Source organism: Mycobacterium sp., from assembly GCF_035499775.1.
In the GTDB taxonomy this organism is placed as follows: domain Bacteria; phylum Actinomycetota; class Actinomycetes; order Mycobacteriales; family Mycobacteriaceae; genus Mycobacterium.
Genome location: NZ_DATJYB010000305.1, coordinates 1 through 16821, shown reverse-complemented (window position 1 = coordinate 16821; position 16821 = coordinate 1). Strand labels below are relative to the sequence as shown.

18 protein-coding genes are annotated in these 16821 nt (G+C 66.3%); 3 read left to right on the top strand and 15 right to left on the bottom strand.

Annotated features, from left to right (window positions below):
- Nucleotides 1–62: 62 nt before the first annotated feature.
- Nucleotides 63–527 carry an SRPBCC family protein gene (locus VML93_RS19395; protein WP_325613163.1) on the top strand — a complete coding sequence of 155 codons (465 nt, stop codon included), beginning with the start codon at nucleotides 63–65 and terminating at the stop codon, nucleotides 525–527.
- On the opposite strand, the gene mddA is transcribed toward VML93_RS19395, so the two are convergent.
- From mddA to VML93_RS19360, 6 genes are all read right to left on the bottom strand, one after another.
- Entirely contained in the window at nucleotides 524–1288 is a 765-nt protein-coding gene (gene mddA / locus VML93_RS19390; RefSeq protein ID WP_325613161.1) for a methanethiol S-methyltransferase, read from the bottom strand. The genes VML93_RS19395 and mddA overlap by 4 nt on opposite strands.
- A 57-nt stretch (nucleotides 1289–1345) precedes the next feature.
- Entirely contained in the window at nucleotides 1346–4216 is a 2871-nt protein-coding gene (secA, locus tag VML93_RS19385; protein WP_325613159.1) for a preprotein translocase subunit SecA, read from the bottom strand.
- Nucleotides 4217–4435: 219 nt separating this feature from the next.
- Nucleotides 4436–5158 carry a ribosome hibernation-promoting factor, HPF/YfiA family gene (gene hpf, locus VML93_RS19380; protein WP_325613157.1) on the bottom strand — a complete coding sequence of 241 codons (723 nt, stop codon included), beginning with the start codon at nucleotides 5156–5158 and terminating at the stop codon, nucleotides 4436–4438.
- A 299-nt stretch (nucleotides 5159–5457) separates the two neighbouring features.
- Nucleotides 5458–6090, bottom strand: coding sequence for a ComF family protein (locus VML93_RS19375; RefSeq protein WP_325613156.1), 633 nt, complete (start codon nucleotides 6088–6090; stop codon nucleotides 5458–5460).
- Nucleotides 6091–6122: 32 nt separating this feature from the next.
- Nucleotides 6123–6542, bottom strand: a complete 420-nt coding sequence (locus VML93_RS19370; protein ID WP_325613154.1) for a PIN domain-containing protein — start codon at nucleotides 6540–6542, stop codon at nucleotides 6123–6125.
- A 365-nt stretch (nucleotides 6543–6907) separates the two neighbouring features.
- Nucleotides 6908–7738 carry a hypothetical protein gene (locus tag VML93_RS19360; protein WP_325613166.1) on the bottom strand — a complete coding sequence of 277 codons (831 nt, stop codon included), beginning with the start codon at nucleotides 7736–7738 and terminating at the stop codon, nucleotides 6908–6910.
- Between the two features lie 113 nt (nucleotides 7739–7851).
- Here VML93_RS19360 and VML93_RS19355 point away from each other — a divergent pair, with 113 nt between their 5' ends.
- Entirely contained in the window at nucleotides 7852–8091 is a 240-nt protein-coding gene (locus tag VML93_RS19355) for a hypothetical protein (RefSeq protein WP_325613152.1), read from the top strand.
- A complete protein-coding gene (locus tag VML93_RS19350) occupies nucleotides 8088–8429 on the top strand; it encodes a type II toxin-antitoxin system PemK/MazF family toxin (protein WP_325613148.1) in 342 nt (113 codons plus the stop codon). Before VML93_RS19355 ends, VML93_RS19350 begins: the two co-directional genes overlap by 4 nt.
- An 8-nt stretch (nucleotides 8430–8437) precedes the next feature.
- On the opposite strand, the gene lpqB is transcribed toward VML93_RS19350, so the two are convergent.
- The 9 genes from lpqB to VML93_RS19305 all read right to left on the bottom strand — a co-directional run.
- Complete coding sequence (lpqB, locus tag VML93_RS19345; protein ID WP_325613146.1) at nucleotides 8438–10195, bottom strand: MtrAB system accessory lipoprotein LpqB; 1758 nt, start codon at nucleotides 10193–10195, stop codon at nucleotides 8438–8440.
- Nucleotides 10195–11874 carry an MtrAB system histidine kinase MtrB gene (gene mtrB, locus VML93_RS19340; protein ID WP_325613145.1) on the bottom strand — a complete coding sequence of 560 codons (1680 nt, stop codon included), beginning with the start codon at nucleotides 11872–11874 and terminating at the stop codon, nucleotides 10195–10197. The genes lpqB and mtrB overlap by 1 nt, the downstream gene beginning before the upstream one ends.
- Before the next feature lie 73 nt (nucleotides 11875–11947).
- Entirely contained in the window at nucleotides 11948–12634 is a 687-nt protein-coding gene (gene mtrA, locus VML93_RS19335; protein ID WP_067237492.1) for a two-component system response regulator MtrA, read from the bottom strand.
- Between the two features lie 90 nt (nucleotides 12635–12724).
- Nucleotides 12725–13357 carry a dTMP kinase gene (locus tag VML93_RS19330; protein ID WP_325613143.1) on the bottom strand — a complete coding sequence of 211 codons (633 nt, stop codon included), beginning with the start codon at nucleotides 13355–13357 and terminating at the stop codon, nucleotides 12725–12727.
- Nucleotides 13358–13453: 96 nt separating this feature from the next.
- Nucleotides 13454–14926 (bottom strand): adenosylhomocysteinase, encoded by a 1473-nt coding sequence (ahcY, locus tag VML93_RS19325; protein ID WP_325613141.1) that lies wholly within the window; start codon nucleotides 14924–14926, stop codon nucleotides 13454–13456.
- Between the two features lie 107 nt (nucleotides 14927–15033).
- On the bottom strand, nucleotides 15034–15651 hold the full coding sequence (locus VML93_RS19320) for a TetR family transcriptional regulator (protein WP_414686396.1): 618 nt from the start codon (nucleotides 15649–15651) through the stop codon (nucleotides 15034–15036).
- A 29-nt stretch (nucleotides 15652–15680) separates the two neighbouring features.
- On the bottom strand, nucleotides 15681–15863 hold the full coding sequence (locus VML93_RS19315) for a rubredoxin (RefSeq protein ID WP_325613139.1): 183 nt from the start codon (nucleotides 15861–15863) through the stop codon (nucleotides 15681–15683).
- A gap of 10 nt (nucleotides 15864–15873) precedes the next feature.
- On the bottom strand, nucleotides 15874–16047 hold the full coding sequence (locus tag VML93_RS19310; protein ID WP_325613137.1) for a rubredoxin: 174 nt from the start codon (nucleotides 16045–16047) through the stop codon (nucleotides 15874–15876).
- On the bottom strand, nucleotides 16044–16821 hold a 778-nt coding region (locus VML93_RS19305; RefSeq protein ID WP_325613136.1), incomplete at its 5' end, for an alkane 1-monooxygenase. The genes VML93_RS19310 and VML93_RS19305, both read right to left, overlap by 4 nt.

Below are 16821 nucleotides of genomic sequence, written 5' to 3'. Positions count from 1 at the left end.
CCCTTTCACGAATGGCCATTGCAGCGCACGACCTTACATCACCAGCGCGCTAGGGTGAGCTGATGGACGGGAACACTGTCAGCGTCGAGCGCGTCATCAACGCGTCGCCGGACAAGGTCTTCGCGCTACTGGCCGACGCGGGCAAACACGCCAGTTTCGACGGTTCGGATTCGCTGAATCACGCCACGCAGGAATCGGAGCCGCTGTCGAAGGGTTCGAAATTCGGCATGGCGATGCGCGGGCGCAAGGAAACGCTGTTCATCCCGTACCGCACCACCAACACAGTGATCGAGTACGAGCCGGACCGCCGGATCGCGTGGCAGACCACCTCGATGGGCGGTTTGGTCGGCGGCCGCATCTGGCGTTACGAACTGAGCCCCGCTGATGGCGGCACGCTGGTACGCGAGTCCTGGGATGTGTCCCAGGACAAGCAGAAGTGGATGATCACCAGCGGCTCGATGCCCAAACTCACCGAGGACGGCATGCGCGCCACCCTGGAGCGGATCGCCAAGCTTCTCGAAAGTTAGTGCTGGCCAACCGTTTCAGTGTTGTGTCGGCGTGACGCCAGTTTCAGGGGTAGCAGCATCGGCACCTGGCGGCGGTAATCGCGGTATTGGTTGCCCATCGTCGCCGCGAGGTTACGCTCTTCCATCTGCAACGCGATCAGGATGTACCCGGTGGTGCCGATGGCGAATAACAGGTGCCCCGCCGTCATCGTCGGAGCCGCCCAGAACGCGACCATGAACCCCAGCATGAGCGGGTGGCGCACCAGCCGGTAGAGCAGGTGAGTGCGAAAACCGAGTTCCGTGTAAGGCATTCCGCGCCAAGCCAAGTACACCTGCCGAAGACCGAACAGGTCGAAATGGTTGATCATGAAAGTCGCGGCCAACACCATTGCCCACCCGAGCCAGAACAACGCCCACACGGCAATTCGGGCGGCCGGCTGCCGCAGGTCCCAAACTACGGCCGGAATCGTTCGCCACTGCCAGTAGAGCCCAAGCAGGGCAGCGCTGGCCAACAGCACGTAGGTGCTGCGCTCGATCGACTGCGGTACGAACCGCGTCCACCACCGCTTGAACGCCGGCCGTGCCATCAGGCTGTGCTGGACGGCGAACACAGCCAGCAGCAGCACGTTGACCACGACCGCCCAGCCGATCGGCGCCGTGATTCCGTGATCCACGCTCCGCGGCACCACCATGTTGCCGACGAAACCGATTGCATAGGTAAAGGCGACCAGGAACATCACGTAGCTGACGGCCCCGTAACTGATTGTCAAATAACGCTTCATGGGCTGAGTGTCCGCGGCAAGGGTGCGCGGACGCATGAGGCGTTTGCCCCAATCTTGCTACCGCTTCTTCACCGATTTCGGCGGCTTGGCGCCGCGACCCTGTTGCCGCGCGGCTGCACGCCGCTCCCGACGGCTGGCGCCGGCGGGCACCCCGGCCGGCGTCTTGGCCGCACCGCCGCCGTTGCGCTGCAACTGCGCCGAGCCGTCCTCCGACGGCCCGGAATAGGTCAGGGCTCGCGAATCGTCCTCAATGCCCTTGGCGCGCAAGGTACTCGGCGCCTCTTCGCGAGCCACGGCCGGCGCCTCGGTCTCAGCTTCGCCATCCGACTCCGCGGCGGCTTCAGCGTCTACGGCGTTTCGGGCGGCCAATTCCGCCAAGCCTTCCGGTGTTTCGACCGGGGCCACCGCCACCTGCGGAGCGGGCACCGTCTCGACCGTGACATTGAACAAGAAGCCAACCGACTCCTCTTTCATGCCTTCGAGCATGGCCGTGAACATGTCGAAGCCCTCGCGCTGGTACTCCACCAACGGATCGCGCTGCGCCATCGCCCGTAGTCCGATGCCCTCCTTGAGGTAATCCATCTCGTAGAGGTGCTCACGCCACTTGCGGTCGACGACGTTGAGCAGCACGTTGCGTTCCAGCTGGCGCATCGCACCCTCGCCGGCCAGCTCTTCGAGTTCGGATTCTCTTATTGCATAAGCCTTTTCGGCGTCTTTGAGTAAGGCTTCGAGCAACTCGTCGCGGGTGAGCTCGTCGCGGTCGGAGGCCGCATCCTGCCGGGTCAGCGTCTCGTGGTCGATCCCGACCGGGTACAGCGTCTTGAGCGCCTCCCAGAGCTTCTCCAGGTCCCAGTCTTCGGCATAGCCCTCCGCGGTAGCCCCGTCGACGTAGGCGGTGATGACGTCGACGAGCATGTCGGTGGCCTGCTGCTGCAGATTCTCGCCCTCGAGAACGCGGCGGCGCTCGGCATAGATCACCTTGCGCTGCTGGTTCATCACCTCGTCGTACTTCAGGACGTTCTTACGGACTTCGAAGTTCTGCTGCTCGACCTGGGTCTGCGCGCTCTTGATCGCCCGGGTCACCATCTTGGCTTCGATCGGCACGTCGTCGGGCAGGTTCAGCCGGGTCAACAGCGTCTCGAGCGCGGCGCCGTTGAATCGGCGCATGAGCTCGTCACCCAGCGACAGGTAGAAACGCGACTCGCCCGGGTCGCCCTGCCGGCCGGAGCGGCCGCGCAGCTGGTTGTCGATGCGCCGCGACTCGTGCCGCTCGGTGCCCAGCACGTACAGGCCGCCGGCCTCGATCACTTCTTCGGCCTCTTTGCTCGCCTCTTCCTTGACCTTGGCCAGTTCTTCGTGCCAGGCCGCCTCGTACTCCTCGGGTGTCTCCACCGGATCGAGTCCCTGCTCACGCAGCCGCTGGTCGGTGAGAAAGTCGATGTTGCCGCCCAGCACGATGTCGGTGCCGCGGCCGGCCATGTTGGTGGCGACGGTGATGCCGCCGCGGCGGCCCGCCACGGCGATGATGCCCGCTTCCTGCTCGTGGAACTTGGCGTTGAGCACGTTGTGCGGGATGCGCCGTTTCTGGAACTGCCGCGACAGATATTCCGAGCGCTCCACGCTGGTGGTGCCGATCAGCACCGGCTGGCCCTTTTCGTAGCGCTCGGCGACGTCGTCGACCACCGCGATGTACTTGGCTTCCTCGGTCTTGTAGATCAGGTCGGACTGGTCCTCGCGGATCATCGGTTTGTTCGTCGGGATGCTGACCACGCCGAGCTTGTAGATCTCGTGCAGCTCGGCGGCCTCGGTTTGGGCGGTGCCGGTCATGCCCGCGAGCTTGTCGTAGAGCCGGAAGTAGTTCTGCAGCGTGATCGTGGCCAGCGTCTGGTTCTCGGCCTTGATCTCGACGTGCTCCTTGGCCTCGATGGCCTGGTGCATGCCTTCGTTGTAGCGCCGGCCGATGAGCACGCGACCCGTGAACTCGTCGACGATCAGCACCTCGCCGTCGCGGACGATGTAGTCCTTGTCGCGGTTGAACAGCTCCTTGGCCTTCAGCGCGTTGTTCAGGTAGCTGACCAGCGGCGAGTTGGCGGCCTCGTAGAGGTTGTCGATGCCGAGCTGGTCCTCGACGAACTCCACCCCTTTTTCGTGCACGCCGACGGTGCGTTTGCGCAGGTCGACCTCGTAGTGCGTGTCCTTTTCCATCAGCGGCGCGATCCGGGCGAACTCGGTGTACCAGTTGGATGCACCGTCGGCGGGCCCCGAGATGATCAGCGGTGTGCGGGCCTCGTCGATCAGGATGGAGTCGACCTCGTCCACGACGGCGAAGTTGTGCCCGCGCTGCACCAGGTCGTCGAGCGAGTGCGCCATGTTGTCGCGCAGATAGTCGAACCCGAACTCGTTGTTGGTGCCGTAGGTGATGTCGGCGTTGTAGGCGACCCGGCGCTCATCGGGCGTCATGTGCGCCAGGATCACGCCGACCTGCAGCCCCAGGAAGCGGTGCACGCGACCCATCCACTCGCTGTCGCGTTTGGCCAGGTAGTCGTTGACTGTGACGATGTGCACGCCCTTGCCGGCCAGCGCGTTGAGGTAGGCGGGCAACACACAGGTCAGGGTCTTGCCCTCACCGGTCTTCATCTCCGCGACGTAGCCCATGTGCAGCGCGGCCCCACCCATAACCTGCACGTCGAACGGGCGCTGGTCGAGCACCCGCCAGGCGGCCTCGCGGGCCACGGCGAACGCGTCGGGGAGCAGGTCGTCGAGGTCTTCGCCCTCTTCGAGGCGCTTCTTGAACTCGTCGGTCTTGTTCCTCAGCTCCTCGTCCGTGAGCTTTTCGACGTCGTCGGACAACGTGTTGACGTAGTCCGCCACCTTCCGGAGGCGCTTGACCATGCGACCTTCACCAAGGCGCAGCAACTTCGACAGCACGGTGTTGTCCCCTTTGTTGGGATGTCCCTGTGGGATGTCCCCTGTTGGTAGGAGTCTTCGATTAGGCGACTCCCATGGTAGGTGACGACCCGGTGGTGGCCGCCGCAGCGGCGATCGCGAGCGCGGCGGAGCCGGGCGAAGCGGGTCGCCGCCATCGGGGCCGCGGCGATCGCGAGCGCGGCGGAGCCGGGCGAAGCGGGTCGCCGCCATCGGGGCCCGTCAGGCCAGCCGAATCAAGCCGTAGTCGTAGGCGTGCCGACGATAGACCACGGACGGCCGTTCGGTCTCCTTGTCGTAGAACAAGAAGAAGTCGTGCCCGACGAGCTCCATCTCGTAGAGCGCATCGTCGACCGACATCGGCTTGGCCGGGTGTTCCTTGGTACGCACGACCCGCCCGGGCTCGTGGTCTTTCTGATCCTTGTGCTCGACGTCGGTGCCGTCGGGGTCCGAGCCGTCGTGCCGGTGCGGCTCGGCCGCGGCGGTGTTGAAGGCCTTTTCCAGCGGCGGGGTCAGCGCGGTGGCCTCGGCCAACGACCTGGGCGTCTTGTCGCCGTAGTGCACCTTGCGACGGTCCTTGCCGCGGCGCAGCCGGCCCTCGAGCTTGACGACCGCCGATTCGAGCGCGGCATAAAAGCTGTCGGCGCACGCCTCACCTCGGACTACCGGCCCGCGACCACGGGCGGTGATCTCTACGCGCTGACAGGATTTGCGTTGGCGTCGGTTGCGTTCATGGTTGAGTTCGACGTCGAACAGGTAGATGGTCCGGTCGAACCGTTCCAAACGAGCGAGTTTCTGCGAGACGTAGATGCGGAAGTGATCGGGGATCTCGACGTTGCGGCCTTTGTACACGACTTCGACGCTGGTGGTCGGTTCGGTCGACTCGTCGGTTCCAACCGGTGCTTGGTCCAGAATCTGACCTGAATCCGCGGTTAGCCTTGACATACGTGATAACTCGTTTCTCTTTCCACGTCACACGCGCCCTGCGTGCCGGCATTCTTGGTAAGCGCGCCGACGAGGTTGGGAGCGGTTTGGGAAGTCACCGCCGCAGGCTGCTCGCCGGTGCAAGGAGTCGAAAGCTCACCCCCTCCGGTGTCTCAACCTGGCAAATCGCGACTGGAAGTCGTTGAAGGTTGTTTTCGACGTTAGCTCGTGTTCGCCCCGACGTGCCACCAATTTGGCAGACCTGTTGCGAGTTCTTCACGTAATCATGGGAACTTCATGGGTTTCCCATACCGATCGGCTCACGCGGCCGCCAGCGCCAGTACGGCGGTCACCCGGATCCCGCCGGACTGCAGGATCCGGACGGATTCGCGAACCGTGGCGCCGGTGGTGACGATGTCGTCGACGAGCACCACTTCGGCGGGAGGCCGTCGGCCCCGCAGCCGTACCCGGCCGGCGACGTTGCGCTCACGGGCAGAGGTGCCAAGGCCCACCGAGTCGCGGACCATCGCCTTCATCCTCAAGGCTGAGACGACGGCAATGGCCGGGTGGCCGGCGACCGCGGCCGCCGCCACCCGGGTCACCGGATCGCCCCCGCGGCGCCGCGCCGCCGAGCGTCGCGTCGGGGCGGGCACCAGCGTCAGCGGGGCGTCGAGGATGCCCCAGACCAGCAGCCGGTGCACACCGATGGCCAGTGCGCGCGCCAGCGGAGCGACGAGGTCGGCGCGGCCGTGCTCCTTCATCGCGAGGATCGCCTGGCGTCGGGCACCGGCGTAGCGGCCGAGTGCGAACACCGGAACCTGCGGGTCGACGCGCGGGGTGATGACGTGCGGCTCGTCGGGTTTGACGACGAGTTCGGCGGCGCACGCGCCGCACCACCTGGTGGACGGCGCCCCGCAGCCGCCGCATTCCAGCGGCAGGATCAGGTCGAACACATGGCAAGTGTGCTGGCTGGGGGTGACATCGCTCAGTCGACACTGCCGCATTCCACCACCCAGCGATGCTGGACTGGAAGAACTTCGGCGGCGATTTCAAAATCGGCGTCGTAATGAATCAGCGTCAGGTCATGGCCAGCCGCAAGTGTGGCGATCAACAGGTCGGCCACGCCGACAGCGCGGTGGCGGCCGTCCCCGGCAAGCTCCCGCTGGGCGCCTAACGCGGCCTGCCAATGTTCGTCATGAGTCGGTAGATACTCGTAGGCGAGCTGGCGATCTGACCAAAGTTGTTCGTATTCAGCATGATTGCGCGCACTATACAGCGCTTCGGCGTCGAGTTGGGCCGTCGTTGCGACCAGACCGGCCTCGATCAGAGGTGCGAGTCGGCTACCGACTTCGGGGTACCTCATCCGTGCAGCGGCGCTGGTGTCGATGAGGTACCGGGCGGTCAACGCCAAACGTCACCGCGCCGATCAGGGGTAGCCATTTCCTGCATGCCTCCCGCTTGCAACCATGCGACCTGACGCGCGCGAGCCGACCGAGCTGCGGCTTCGCGCAACGCCATCCGAACAGTGTCGGTAACGCCAGTTGTCCCGAGTTCGTTTTGCGCAGCGGCCAGGAGGTCGTCGTCCAAGTCGATCAAACGCTTTGTCACAGACTGAACTCCAATTAGTATATATCAGCTATGCCGCCAGTATATATCTCTGGTTACTGCTCCCGATGGACCGTCGAATTCAGTTCGGACCAACCCGCCCGGCGGAAATGCTGCCGGGGTCATGCGACCGCAGCGGGATCGGAGAGTGTCATGGTGAGCCACTCAGTCGGAGCTTTTGAACAGCGATGGCCAGGCGAAGCTGAGCGCGCCCTGACTCAACCCGCTGATCAGGTCTTCGAGATACCGCAGCGGCAACTCCATTCGCCACTCCGGCAGCAGGCCCGATATCTGCAGCGAATCCACTCCCAGGCTCACGTCGGTGACCAGCAGGCCATGGGGCAGCTCGGGCAGCGGCACCTGGTAGCCGGGAGTCCGCGCCGGCAGCGTCCAACGCCGTCGCCCGGCGACCAACGCGCGCGGCCGCAGCCACATCGTCTTCCCCATCACCTCGACGTCCACGTCGACACCGCCCCAACCGGGCCGGCGGGCCCAGCGCAGCCGGGCATTCCCGTCTTCGCACAGCTCGGCGCGCACCTGCGGCGCGGCCTGACGCAGCACATCGTCGAAGATGTTCGCCGGCACCGAGGTCGTCAACTCCGCCGGCGCGGACACCACCAGCGGCGGCATGCCCGGGCGGATGTGCAGGTTGTGCAGGACGGCGACGGCGCTGCGTAGGTGGTTCCGGTCCCACCGGATGTCGCGCGCCGCCAGCCGCACGTCGCCGAGCTGCCCGACGGCCAACCCCCGCTGCTCCAGCTCGGAATCCAGCTCGGTGACGGTGAGCACCACATCGTGGTCCCCCATGCGTACGGTGACTTCCCTACCGACGAGCAGTTGCTGCAACGTCAAGAACAAGGTCCGGTACGGCGCCGCGGCCGCGAAAGCGGCTCCCGTGGTGACCGACGGCAATCCGGTAGACGACCACAACGAGCCGAGCATGTCCAACGCGCCGAAGGGATCATCCCAACGCAGCCGGGGAACTTTGGGCGACATCCGCAGGGCTTTCTCTAGGCCTGTCACTGCTGAGGCTAGCTGGTGAGTTCGGCGCTGAATACGCCGCGCCCGAGTTGTTAACAGAACCGTTTACGCCACCGTATACTGCCTTCATGCTGCGCGTAAGTGACGAGACCCGCGAACGGGTGTTGCGGATCGGTCGCGAAGAATTCGGCGGCGCGTCGGCCGATGAAACGATCCGCCGCCTTATCGACGAACACTGGCAAGCCAACGCCATCGCCGCAGTCCGGCGCACCCGCGAGACCGATCCACAGGGCTGGGCGGACTACATCGCCGAGGCCGAAGAATGGTCCGACGCCGAAGCGCCGATCGCCGATGAGTGGACCGAGTGAGGAACCCACCGCCCGTCCGACCCGGTCAGGTCTGGTTTGTCGACTTTGATCCGGTCCGTGGCCGCGAACAGGGCAAAGACCGACCCGCGCTCGTCGTGTCGTCCCGTTTCCACCTGGACCTGACAGCGCGGCAGCTCATCTGCGTACTGCCGCTGACCAGCGTCGAACGCCCCGGCTGGGTACATAGAGTTCCTATCACGTCCGGTGGCTGGGTCATCACTGAGCAGATTCGCACCGTGTTCGCCCAGCGGTTCCGCCGATACGCACCCGAGATCCAGCTATCCGCCGCCGAACTGGACGAAGTGCGTCGCGTACTGGCACAGATGTTGGTCGTCTGAGGCCCGGATCAGCCGGGCAACACCGGTGCTGCACCGGGCGCCATCAACCCCGCCACTTCCGACCAGCCCTGCTGGCTTTCGGCCACGGACGCCGAGTACTGCAGTATCCCCTGCGGAGCACCGACATACACCGTCGACGGGTTGGCCGCGATAGAGAACAGCGGAATCGCCAACCCGTGGTTGGGCGCGTCGGAGTTCACTCCGTCGAGGTTCACGTACGACACCGGATGCGTGGCGTCATTGCGGGTCACGACGATGTCGTCACCGGTTCGCCAGTACAGCGACACCACCGAGTTGCCCAGCCCGAAGCCCAGCCGTCGCGGGGAGTTCAGCGCGAACTGTCCGGCCTGGGTCTGCTCGACAGCCGCCAGGATCACCTGCCCGCCGATCACCATCGCGGCGCGCGTCCCGTCCCGGGACAGCTGCAGGTCCGTGATCGGCCCCGGGAAGCGGCTGGCCACCGCCGCGGAATCCACCGGAATGCGCGCCGGCTGCCCCGACGCCGGCTCCTGAATCGCCCGCAGCACGTTGTTGGAGTCGACCACCACCCACACCGCGTCGTCCAGCGACCAGCTGGGTCGCGACAGGCTGTGCCCGTCGGCGGACTGCACCGCCTCGCCGCCGAGTTCGCCGATCCACAGGGAGGCCGCCATGTCGGGCGCGCCGCGGCGCAGCGTCACCACGGACGCCACCTGGCGCCCGTTGCGGGACAGCGCGGCGCCGGTCTGATCGCCCATCCGCCCGAAGGCCCCGGGCACCGGGGCGACACGCTGGGCGTCCAGGCCGACCATCGACCCGTTAACCAGCGCGTGCAACCCGGCACCGGCACCGTCGGCGACGCCCGGGTCGGTGGCCGCCACGTCGGAAGTGGTCCACCCCTCGGCGAACCTGTCGTCCAGCGGGGCGCCGTCGGCATTGATGACGTAGGGTCCGCGGATGTCGGCCCGGGCCAGCGTCCAGATGATCTGTGCGGCAAGCAATTGCCTGCTGTGCGGGTCGGTGGTGGACAGCTTCTCCAGGTCGACGCGGGCGCCGCCGTAGCCGCTGCCGATCCCGTTCTTGCCGCCGTCGGCCCGGGTCACCGGCCCGCGCAGCCGCAGCGGCGGAGCGAGCAGGTTGCGGACGGTGTGCGCCATTTCCGGTCGCGGACCTGCCAACAGCTTGGAGACGAGCTCGGTGGCCAGCTGATCGTGATCGGCAACCGCCACGTAGCGCGGATCGGGAACCACGGTTTTGCCGGTCGGGTCGGCGAAGTACAGCGTGTTGCGTTTGTAGGTCGCCTGGAACTGTTGCCAGTCCAGAAAGACCCCGTTGGGCAGCCGGTCGATGCGCCAGCCACCCGGCGTCTTGACCAATTCGATCTGGCCCGGGTCGGGCAGCACGCCCTCTGCGGTCTCGAACACTCCCACGTCGGACAGCGAGCCCAGGATGTCCGCCCGCATGGTCGCCGAAACACGTTCGGCGGCACGGGTTTCGACGAACACCACATGGTCGATCAGCAAGGCGCTACCGGCGTCGTCCCAGGCGTTGGACGCCGACTGGGTGAGGAACTGCCGCGCGGCCAGATGCCGGTTGGCCGGGTCGGCGGTGGCCTTGAGGAATTCGCGCAGCAGGACGTCGGGATCCATGCCCGGGGTGGGCTTGGGCAGATTCGTCGGCGCCGGCCGCTCGATGGTGCCGATGGCTTGCGGCGCCGACGAGCTGGGCACTCCCGCGCAACCGGCGAGCAACACGGCCACCGACAGAAACGTTAGGAGCCTCCGCATCAGCCGCTCCTGTCGGCGTGCTCACGCTGACGCTCTTGGCGTGGGGACGTCGCGGGTTGCGGCGCCGGTGTCGGCTGCGGAATCGGTTTCATCGGCAGCGGGCTGGTGGTGACCTTGTGGCCCCGGAACAGCGGAAGCGTCAACCGGAAGCACGCGCCCTCGCCGGGTTCTCCCCACGCCTCCAGCCGGCCCTGGTGCAGCCGGGCGTCCTCGATGCTGATCGCCAGACCCAGTCCGGTGCCGCCGGAGCGCCGCACCCGCGACGGGTCCGAGCGCCAGAACCGGCTGAACACCAGCTTCTCCTCACCGGGCCGCAGCCCGACGCCGTAGTCGCGGACGGTGACGGCGACCGTGTCCTCGTCGGCGGCCATCCGGATATCTACCGGCTTGTGCTCGGCGTGGTCGATGGCGTTGGCGATCAGGTTGCGCAGGATCCGCTCCACCCGGCGCGCGTCGACCTCGGCGATGACCTCCTCGGCGGGCATGTCCACCTGCAGCGTGATGCCGGCCTCCTCGGCCAGGTGCCCCACGTTGCCCAGCGCGCTTTGCACCGTCGTCCGCAGATCGACCGCCTCGACGGACAGCTCGGCCACACCGGCGTCGTGGCGGGAGATCTCCAGCAGGTCGTTGAGCAGGCTCTCGAACCGGTCCAGCTCGTTGACCATCAACTCGGTGGAGCGCCGCAGCGCGGGATCGAGGTCGGAGCTGTGGTCGTAGATCAAGTCGGCGGCCATCCGCACCGTGGTCAGCGGCGTGCGCAGTTCATGGCTGACGTCGGAGGTGAAGCGGCGCTGCAAATTGCCGAACTCTTCGAGCTGGGTGATCTGGCGGGACAGGCTCTCGGCCATGTCGTTGAACGACACCGCCAGCCGGGCCATGTCGTCTTCACCGCGCACCGGCATGCGTTCGGACAGGTGCCCCTCGGCGAAGCGCTCGGCGATCCGCGACGCCGACCGCACCGGCACCACCACCTGCCGGGACACCAGGATCGCGATGCCGGCGAACAGGACCAGCAGCACCAGGCCGCCGGTGGCCATCGTGCCGCGCACCAGCGTGACGGTGGCCTGCTCGTTCTTCAGCGGAAAGATCAGGTAGAGCTCCAGGTTGGCCACCCGCGACGACGTGGGCGTCCCGATGATCAGTGCCGGTCCGGTGTAGCCCTCGGTGCGCACGGTCGCGTACTGGTAGGCCGCCTGCCCGGCCTTGACGAAGCCGCGCAACGAGTTGGGCACCTGCTCGACGGGTCCGGCGGTGGTCGCCGCGCGCGGGCCGTCGCCGGGCACCATCAGCACCGCGTCGAACGCGCCGGCCAGGCCGACGGCCGAGGCCGGGTCGGTTTTCGAGGTCAGCGTGTTGCGGGCCAGCTGCAGGCTGCTGTCCAGCGAGCGTGTCTCTTCACCGTTGACGATCCCGCTGACGGTGGTGCGAGCCCGCTCGATCTGTTCGATGGCAGCCTTGACCTTCACGTCGAGCACGCGGTTGGTGAGCTGGCTGGTCAGCACGAAGCCGAGCGCCAAGATCACCGCCAACGAGAGACCGAGGGTCAGCGCGACGACTCGCAGCTGCAGCGACCGGCGCCAGGCAACGCTCACGGCTCGGCCGACCGTACCCATGCCGCGCGTCATCGGGCCGGAACGACCCCAACGACTTCGTGTGCGCCGCCGTGAGCCCCAAATCACCTATGCCGCTCCCCTCGCCGCTGTGCGGTCGGGGGTGACCCCATATCGCGACGCACTGCATCGCCGGGGTGGGTCACGGAGGTCCGGCCTTGTAACCCACTCCTCGAACGGTCAACACCACAGTCGGGTTCTCAGGGTCTTTCTCGACCTTGGCCCGCAGACGCTGGACGTGCACGTTCACCAGGCGGGTGTCCGCCGGGTGCCGATAGCCCCACACCTGTTCGAGCAGCACATCCCGAGTAAACACCTGACGGGGTTTGCGTGCCAGCGCGACCAGGAGGTCGAACTCCAGCGGGGTCAGGGAGATCTGCTCGCCGTTGCGCGTGACCTTGTGGGCCGGCACGTCGATCTCGACGTCGGCGATGGACAGCATCTCGGCCGGCTCGTCGTCGTTGCGGCGCAGCCGCGCCCGCACCCGGGCCACCAGCTCCTTGGGCTTGAACGGCTTCATGATGTAGTCGTCGGCGCCCGACTCCAGTCCCAGCACCACGTCCACGGTGTCGGTCTTGGCGGTCAGCATCACAATCGGAACGCCGGAGTCGGCACGCAACACCCGGCAGACGTCGATGCCGTTCATACCGGGCAGCATCAAGTCGAGCAGCACCAGATCGGGGCGCAGCTCACGTACTGCCGTCAGGGCCTGGGTGCCGTCGCCTACGACGGCAGTGTCGAAGCCCTCCCCACGCAGCACGATCGTCAGCATCTCTGCCAGCGAAGCGTCGTCATCAACGACCAAAATCCTTTGCCTCATGCTGTCCATGGTGTCACCAGATGGGGATAAAACTGGCGTACCACACGCGCGTTTCTTGGGCGATCAGCGCAAATATGGACACAATCTGGTGAAAATCTGCTAACGGGCGGTCAAAGTGGCGGCCAATTGGCCCGGATTGACGTCTGCGTCGATAACCAACCAGCGCCCGCCCCAGCCCCCGGCGGCCAGCCCGGCATACACCGCACCGGTGCGCTGCTGGAGTCCGTCGTCGCGCTCGTAGCTGTCGCGGGCGCGCCCGGGATCGCTCTCGGCGCGGCTGCGGGCGCGCTGCCCGGCGAGTTCGGTGGACACCGCGAGCAGTACCTGCCAGTCGGGCACGGGCAGCGCCAACCGTTGATATTCCAGCCGTGCCACCCAGCCCACTACGTCCCCGCCGGCATCCTGATGCAGGCGCGCCGCACTGTAGGCCGCGTTGGAGGCGACGTAGCGATCCAGGATCACCACGTCGTAGTCGCGGGTCAGCTCCTCGATTTGACCGACGGCACCGGCGCGGTCGAGCGCGAACAACATCGCCATGGCATATACCGACGACGCGAGGTCGCCGTGCTCGCCGTGCAGGGCCTCCGCCGCGATGTCGGCGGTGATCGACTGTCCGTACCGCGGGAAGGCCAGCGTGGCCACCGACTTCCCGTCGGCTTCGAAGGCCCGGCGCAGGCCGTCGGTCAGCGTCCGCTTACCAGAGCCGTCGACGCCTTCGATCGCGATCAGCACGGCGCGAGCCTAATGGCCCCGCCGGCGAATGCGCGGCCGGCCGCACAGTCGGCGTCGAACGTGCGGCTGGACGCACACTCGCGCAGGACGCCAGGCCTAGTAGCGGTAGTGGTCCGGCTTGTACGGGCCTTCGACGTCTATGCCGAGGTATTCGGCCTGCTCCTTGGTCAGCTTGGTCAGCTGCCCGCCGAGGGCCTCGACGTGGATGCGGGCCACCTTCTCGTCGAGGTGCTTGGGCAGCCGGTACACCTCGTTGTCGTACTCGTCGCTCTTGGTCCACAGCTCGATCTGGGCGATCACCTGGTTGGCGAAGCTGTTGCTCATCACGAACGACGGGTGGCCGGTGGCGTTGCCCAGGTTCAGCAGTCGGCCTTCGGAGAGCACGATGATCGACTTGCCGGAGTCACCGAAGGTCCACAGGTCGACCTGCGGCTTGATGTTCAGCTTCGTCGCACCGGAGCTTTCCAGCGCAGCCATGTCGATCTCGTTGTCGAAGTGGCCGATGTTGCCCAGGATGGCGTGGTCCTTCATCGCCTTCATGTGCGCCAGCGAGATGATGTCCTTGTTGCCGGTCGCGGTCACGACGATGTCCGCGTTGCCGATGGCATCCTCGACCGTCACGACGTCGAAGCCCTCCATGAGCGCCTGCAGCGCGTTGATCGGGTCGATCTCGGTGACCGAGACGCGGGCGCCCTGGCCCTTGGCCGCCTCGGCGCAGCCCTTGCCGACGTCGCCGTAGCCGCAGATCAGGACGTTCTTGCCGCCGATCAGCGCGTCCGTGCCGCGGTTGATGCCGTCGATCAGCGAGTGCCGGGTGCCGTACTTGTTGTCGAACTTGGACTTGGTGACCGAGTCGTTGACGTTGATCGCCGGGAAAGCCAGGTCGCCGGCCGCGGCGAATTGGTAGAGCCGCAGCACACCGGTGGTGGTTTCCTCGGTGACGCCCTTGACCGACTCGGCGATCTTGGTCCACTTGGTCTTGTCGGACTCGAAGCGGCTGCGCAGCACGCTGAGGAAGACCTTCCATTCAGCGGGGTCGTCGTCCTCGGCGGGGGGGACCACGCCGGCCGTCTCGTACTGCATGCCGCGCAGCACCATCATGGTGGCGTCGCCGCCGTCGTCGAGGATCATGTTGGCCGGTTCGCCGTCCCAGGTGAGCATTTGCTCGGCGCACCACCAGTACTCCTCGAGCGTCTCGCCCTTCCAGGCGAACACCGGTACGCCCTTGGGCTCTTCGGGGGTGCCATGCGGGCCGACGACGACGGCGGCCGCCGCGTGATCTTGGGTCGAGAAGATGTTGCAGGATGCCCACCGCACTTCGGCGCCCAGCGACGTCAGGGTTTCGATCAGCACCGCGGTCTGCACGGTCATGTGCAGCGAGCCCGAAATCCGGGCCCCCTTCAGCGGCTGCACCTCGGCGTATTCGCGGCGCAGTGACATCAGACCGGGCATCTCGTACTCGGCGAGATCGAGTTCCTTACGGCCAAAATCCGCTAGCGACAGATCGGCGATCTTGAAATCTATGCCGTTACGAACGTCGGGGGTCAGCGGATTTTCGGGCGTGGTCATCGGGGTGTCTCAATCCTTCTGGGGCGATTTTTGCGGTCTCAGGCCGAAGTTCGTCAGCCCCAGCCACTCTAGTCACCGCGAAACCGGGACCCGTCGGCCCCGTCTGGTCACGGGACGTTGATGACCCCGTGGCGCTCGGCGAACGGCGTCATCAACCGCGCCAGGTCGGCGGCGACGTCGTGGTCGGCCTCCGGCGGCATCGACACGTAGCTCAGGCACAGCCGCACGATGGTGCGCGCCAGCACATTGGCGTCGTCGTCGCTGGTAGCGAGCCAAGTCTGGGTGAACGCCGTGGCCAGCCGCGCCGACGAGCGGGTGATGATGGGCCCGCTGTCGGTGGTGATCAGCTGCAGCAGGTCGGGCTTGGCGACGCCGGTCAACAGCGAGATCACCAACGGATCCGCCGCCGACTCGGCGAAGAAGGCCCGAAAACCCTCCAGGAACGACTGGTAGATGTTGCCGACGTTGGCGTCCAGGCTGCTTTTGACGGTGTCGACCAGGCGGTCGGCCAGGCGCAGGGCGTAACCCTGCGCCAGGCCCTGACGGGAGCCGAACTCGTTGTAGATGGTCTGCCGGCTGATGCCGGCCGCGCGGGCGACGTCGGACAGTGTGATGGCCGACCAGTCGCGAGTGAGCAGCAGGTCGCGCATCGCGTCCAGCACGGATTCACGCAGCAGATTCCGCGACGCCTCGGCGTAGGGAATCCGTTTCACAGGCGCGAGAATATCGGTTTTGGTGGCGCTGTAGGTGGTGATCACGAGCGAGCGACCTCCACCATCACGAAGTCCGCCTTCGCCGCGCCGCAGTCCGGGCAGCTCCAATCCTCGGGGATGTCGTCCCAGCGAGTGCCGGGCGCGATGCCGTCCTCGGGCCACCCCAGCGCCTCGTCGTACTCGAAGCCGCATTGCACGCACTGGAAGAGTTTGTAGTCACTCATTTGTTTGCTCCTAACTGTTCTCGGTGAGTTGGAAGTCGGGCTTTTCGCGGACCGCGCAGTCCGGACAGCACCAGTCATCGGGGATCTGATCCCACGGCGTGCCGGCCGGAAAGCCTTCCCTGGCATCGCCTTTGGCCTCGTCGTAGACGTAGTCGCACACGGGGCAATGATAAGTGGCGGTCATGCTGCCGCCCCGTACTTGGCCAGCAGCTTCTCCCGCAAGCGCGGCTGCACGTTAACCAGGGTGATGTCGCCGTCGTAGTGCTCCAGCACCCGGTGGTCCATCACCTTGCGCCACAGCGGCGGGATGTAGGTGAGCGAGATCATCGACGCGTAGCCACTGGGCAGGTTGGGCGAACCTTCCATGCTGCGCAGCGTCTGGTAGCGGCGCGTCGGGTTGGCGTGGTGATCGCTGTGCCGCTGCAGGTGGTAGAGGAACAGGTTGGTGACGATGTGGTCGGAGTTCCAGCTGTGCACCGGCGCGCACCGCTCGTACCGGCCGTTGGCGTTCTGCTGCCGCAGCAGGCCGTAGTGCTCGAGGTAGTTGACGGCTTCGAGCAAGCTGAAGCCGAAGACTGCCTGGACGATCAGGAACGGGATCAGCGCCGGACCGAACACCGCGATCAGCGCGCCGAACAGCACCACCGACATGGCCCACGCGTTGAGGACGTCGTTGGACAGGTAGGTCCTGGGGTCCCACGGGCTCTTTCCGAGCCGGCGGATCCGCTGCGCCTCGAGGTGAACCGACGAACGCGCGCTGCCGATCACGCTGCGCGGCAGGAACTCCCAGAACGTCTCACCGAAGCGGGATGACGCGGGGTCCTCCGGCGTGGAAACGCGCACGTGGTGGCCGCGGTTGTGCTCGATGTAGAAGTGGCCGTAAGCGGTCTGCGCCAGGGTGATCTTGGACAGCCAGCGCTCCAGCGAGTCCTTCTTGTGCCCCATCTCGTGCGCGGTG

Coding starts and splice junctions, on each gene's coding strand:
- VML93_RS19395 (WP_325613163.1), top strand. CDS start 63: ATGGACGGGAACACTGTCAGCGTCGAGCGCGTCATCAACGCGTCGCCG.
- mddA (WP_325613161.1), bottom strand. CDS start 1,288: ATGAAGCGTTATTTGACAATCAGTTACGGGGCCGTCAGCTACGTGATG.
- hpf (WP_325613157.1), bottom strand. CDS start 5,158: ATGTCAAGGCTAACCGCGGATTCAGGTCAGATTCTGGACCAAGCACCG.
- VML93_RS19360 (WP_325613166.1), bottom strand. CDS start 7,738: ATGTCGCCCAAAGTTCCCCGGCTGCGTTGGGATGATCCCTTCGGCGCG.
- VML93_RS19355 (WP_325613152.1), top strand. CDS start 7,852: ATGCTGCGCGTAAGTGACGAGACCCGCGAACGGGTGTTGCGGATCGGT.
- lpqB (WP_325613146.1), bottom strand. CDS start 10,195: ATGCGGAGGCTCCTAACGTTTCTGTCGGTGGCCGTGTTGCTCGCCGGT.
- mtrA (WP_067237492.1), bottom strand. CDS start 12,634: ATGGACAGCATGAGGCAAAGGATTTTGGTCGTTGATGACGACGCTTCG.
- ahcY (WP_325613141.1), bottom strand. CDS start 14,926: ATGACCACGCCCGAAAATCCGCTGACCCCCGACGTTCGTAACGGCATA.
- VML93_RS19315 (WP_325613139.1), bottom strand. CDS start 15,863: ATGAGTGACTACAAACTCTTCCAGTGCGTGCAATGCGGCTTCGAGTAC.
- VML93_RS19310 (WP_325613137.1), bottom strand. CDS start 16,047: ATGACCGCCACTTATCATTGCCCCGTGTGCGACTACGTCTACGACGAG.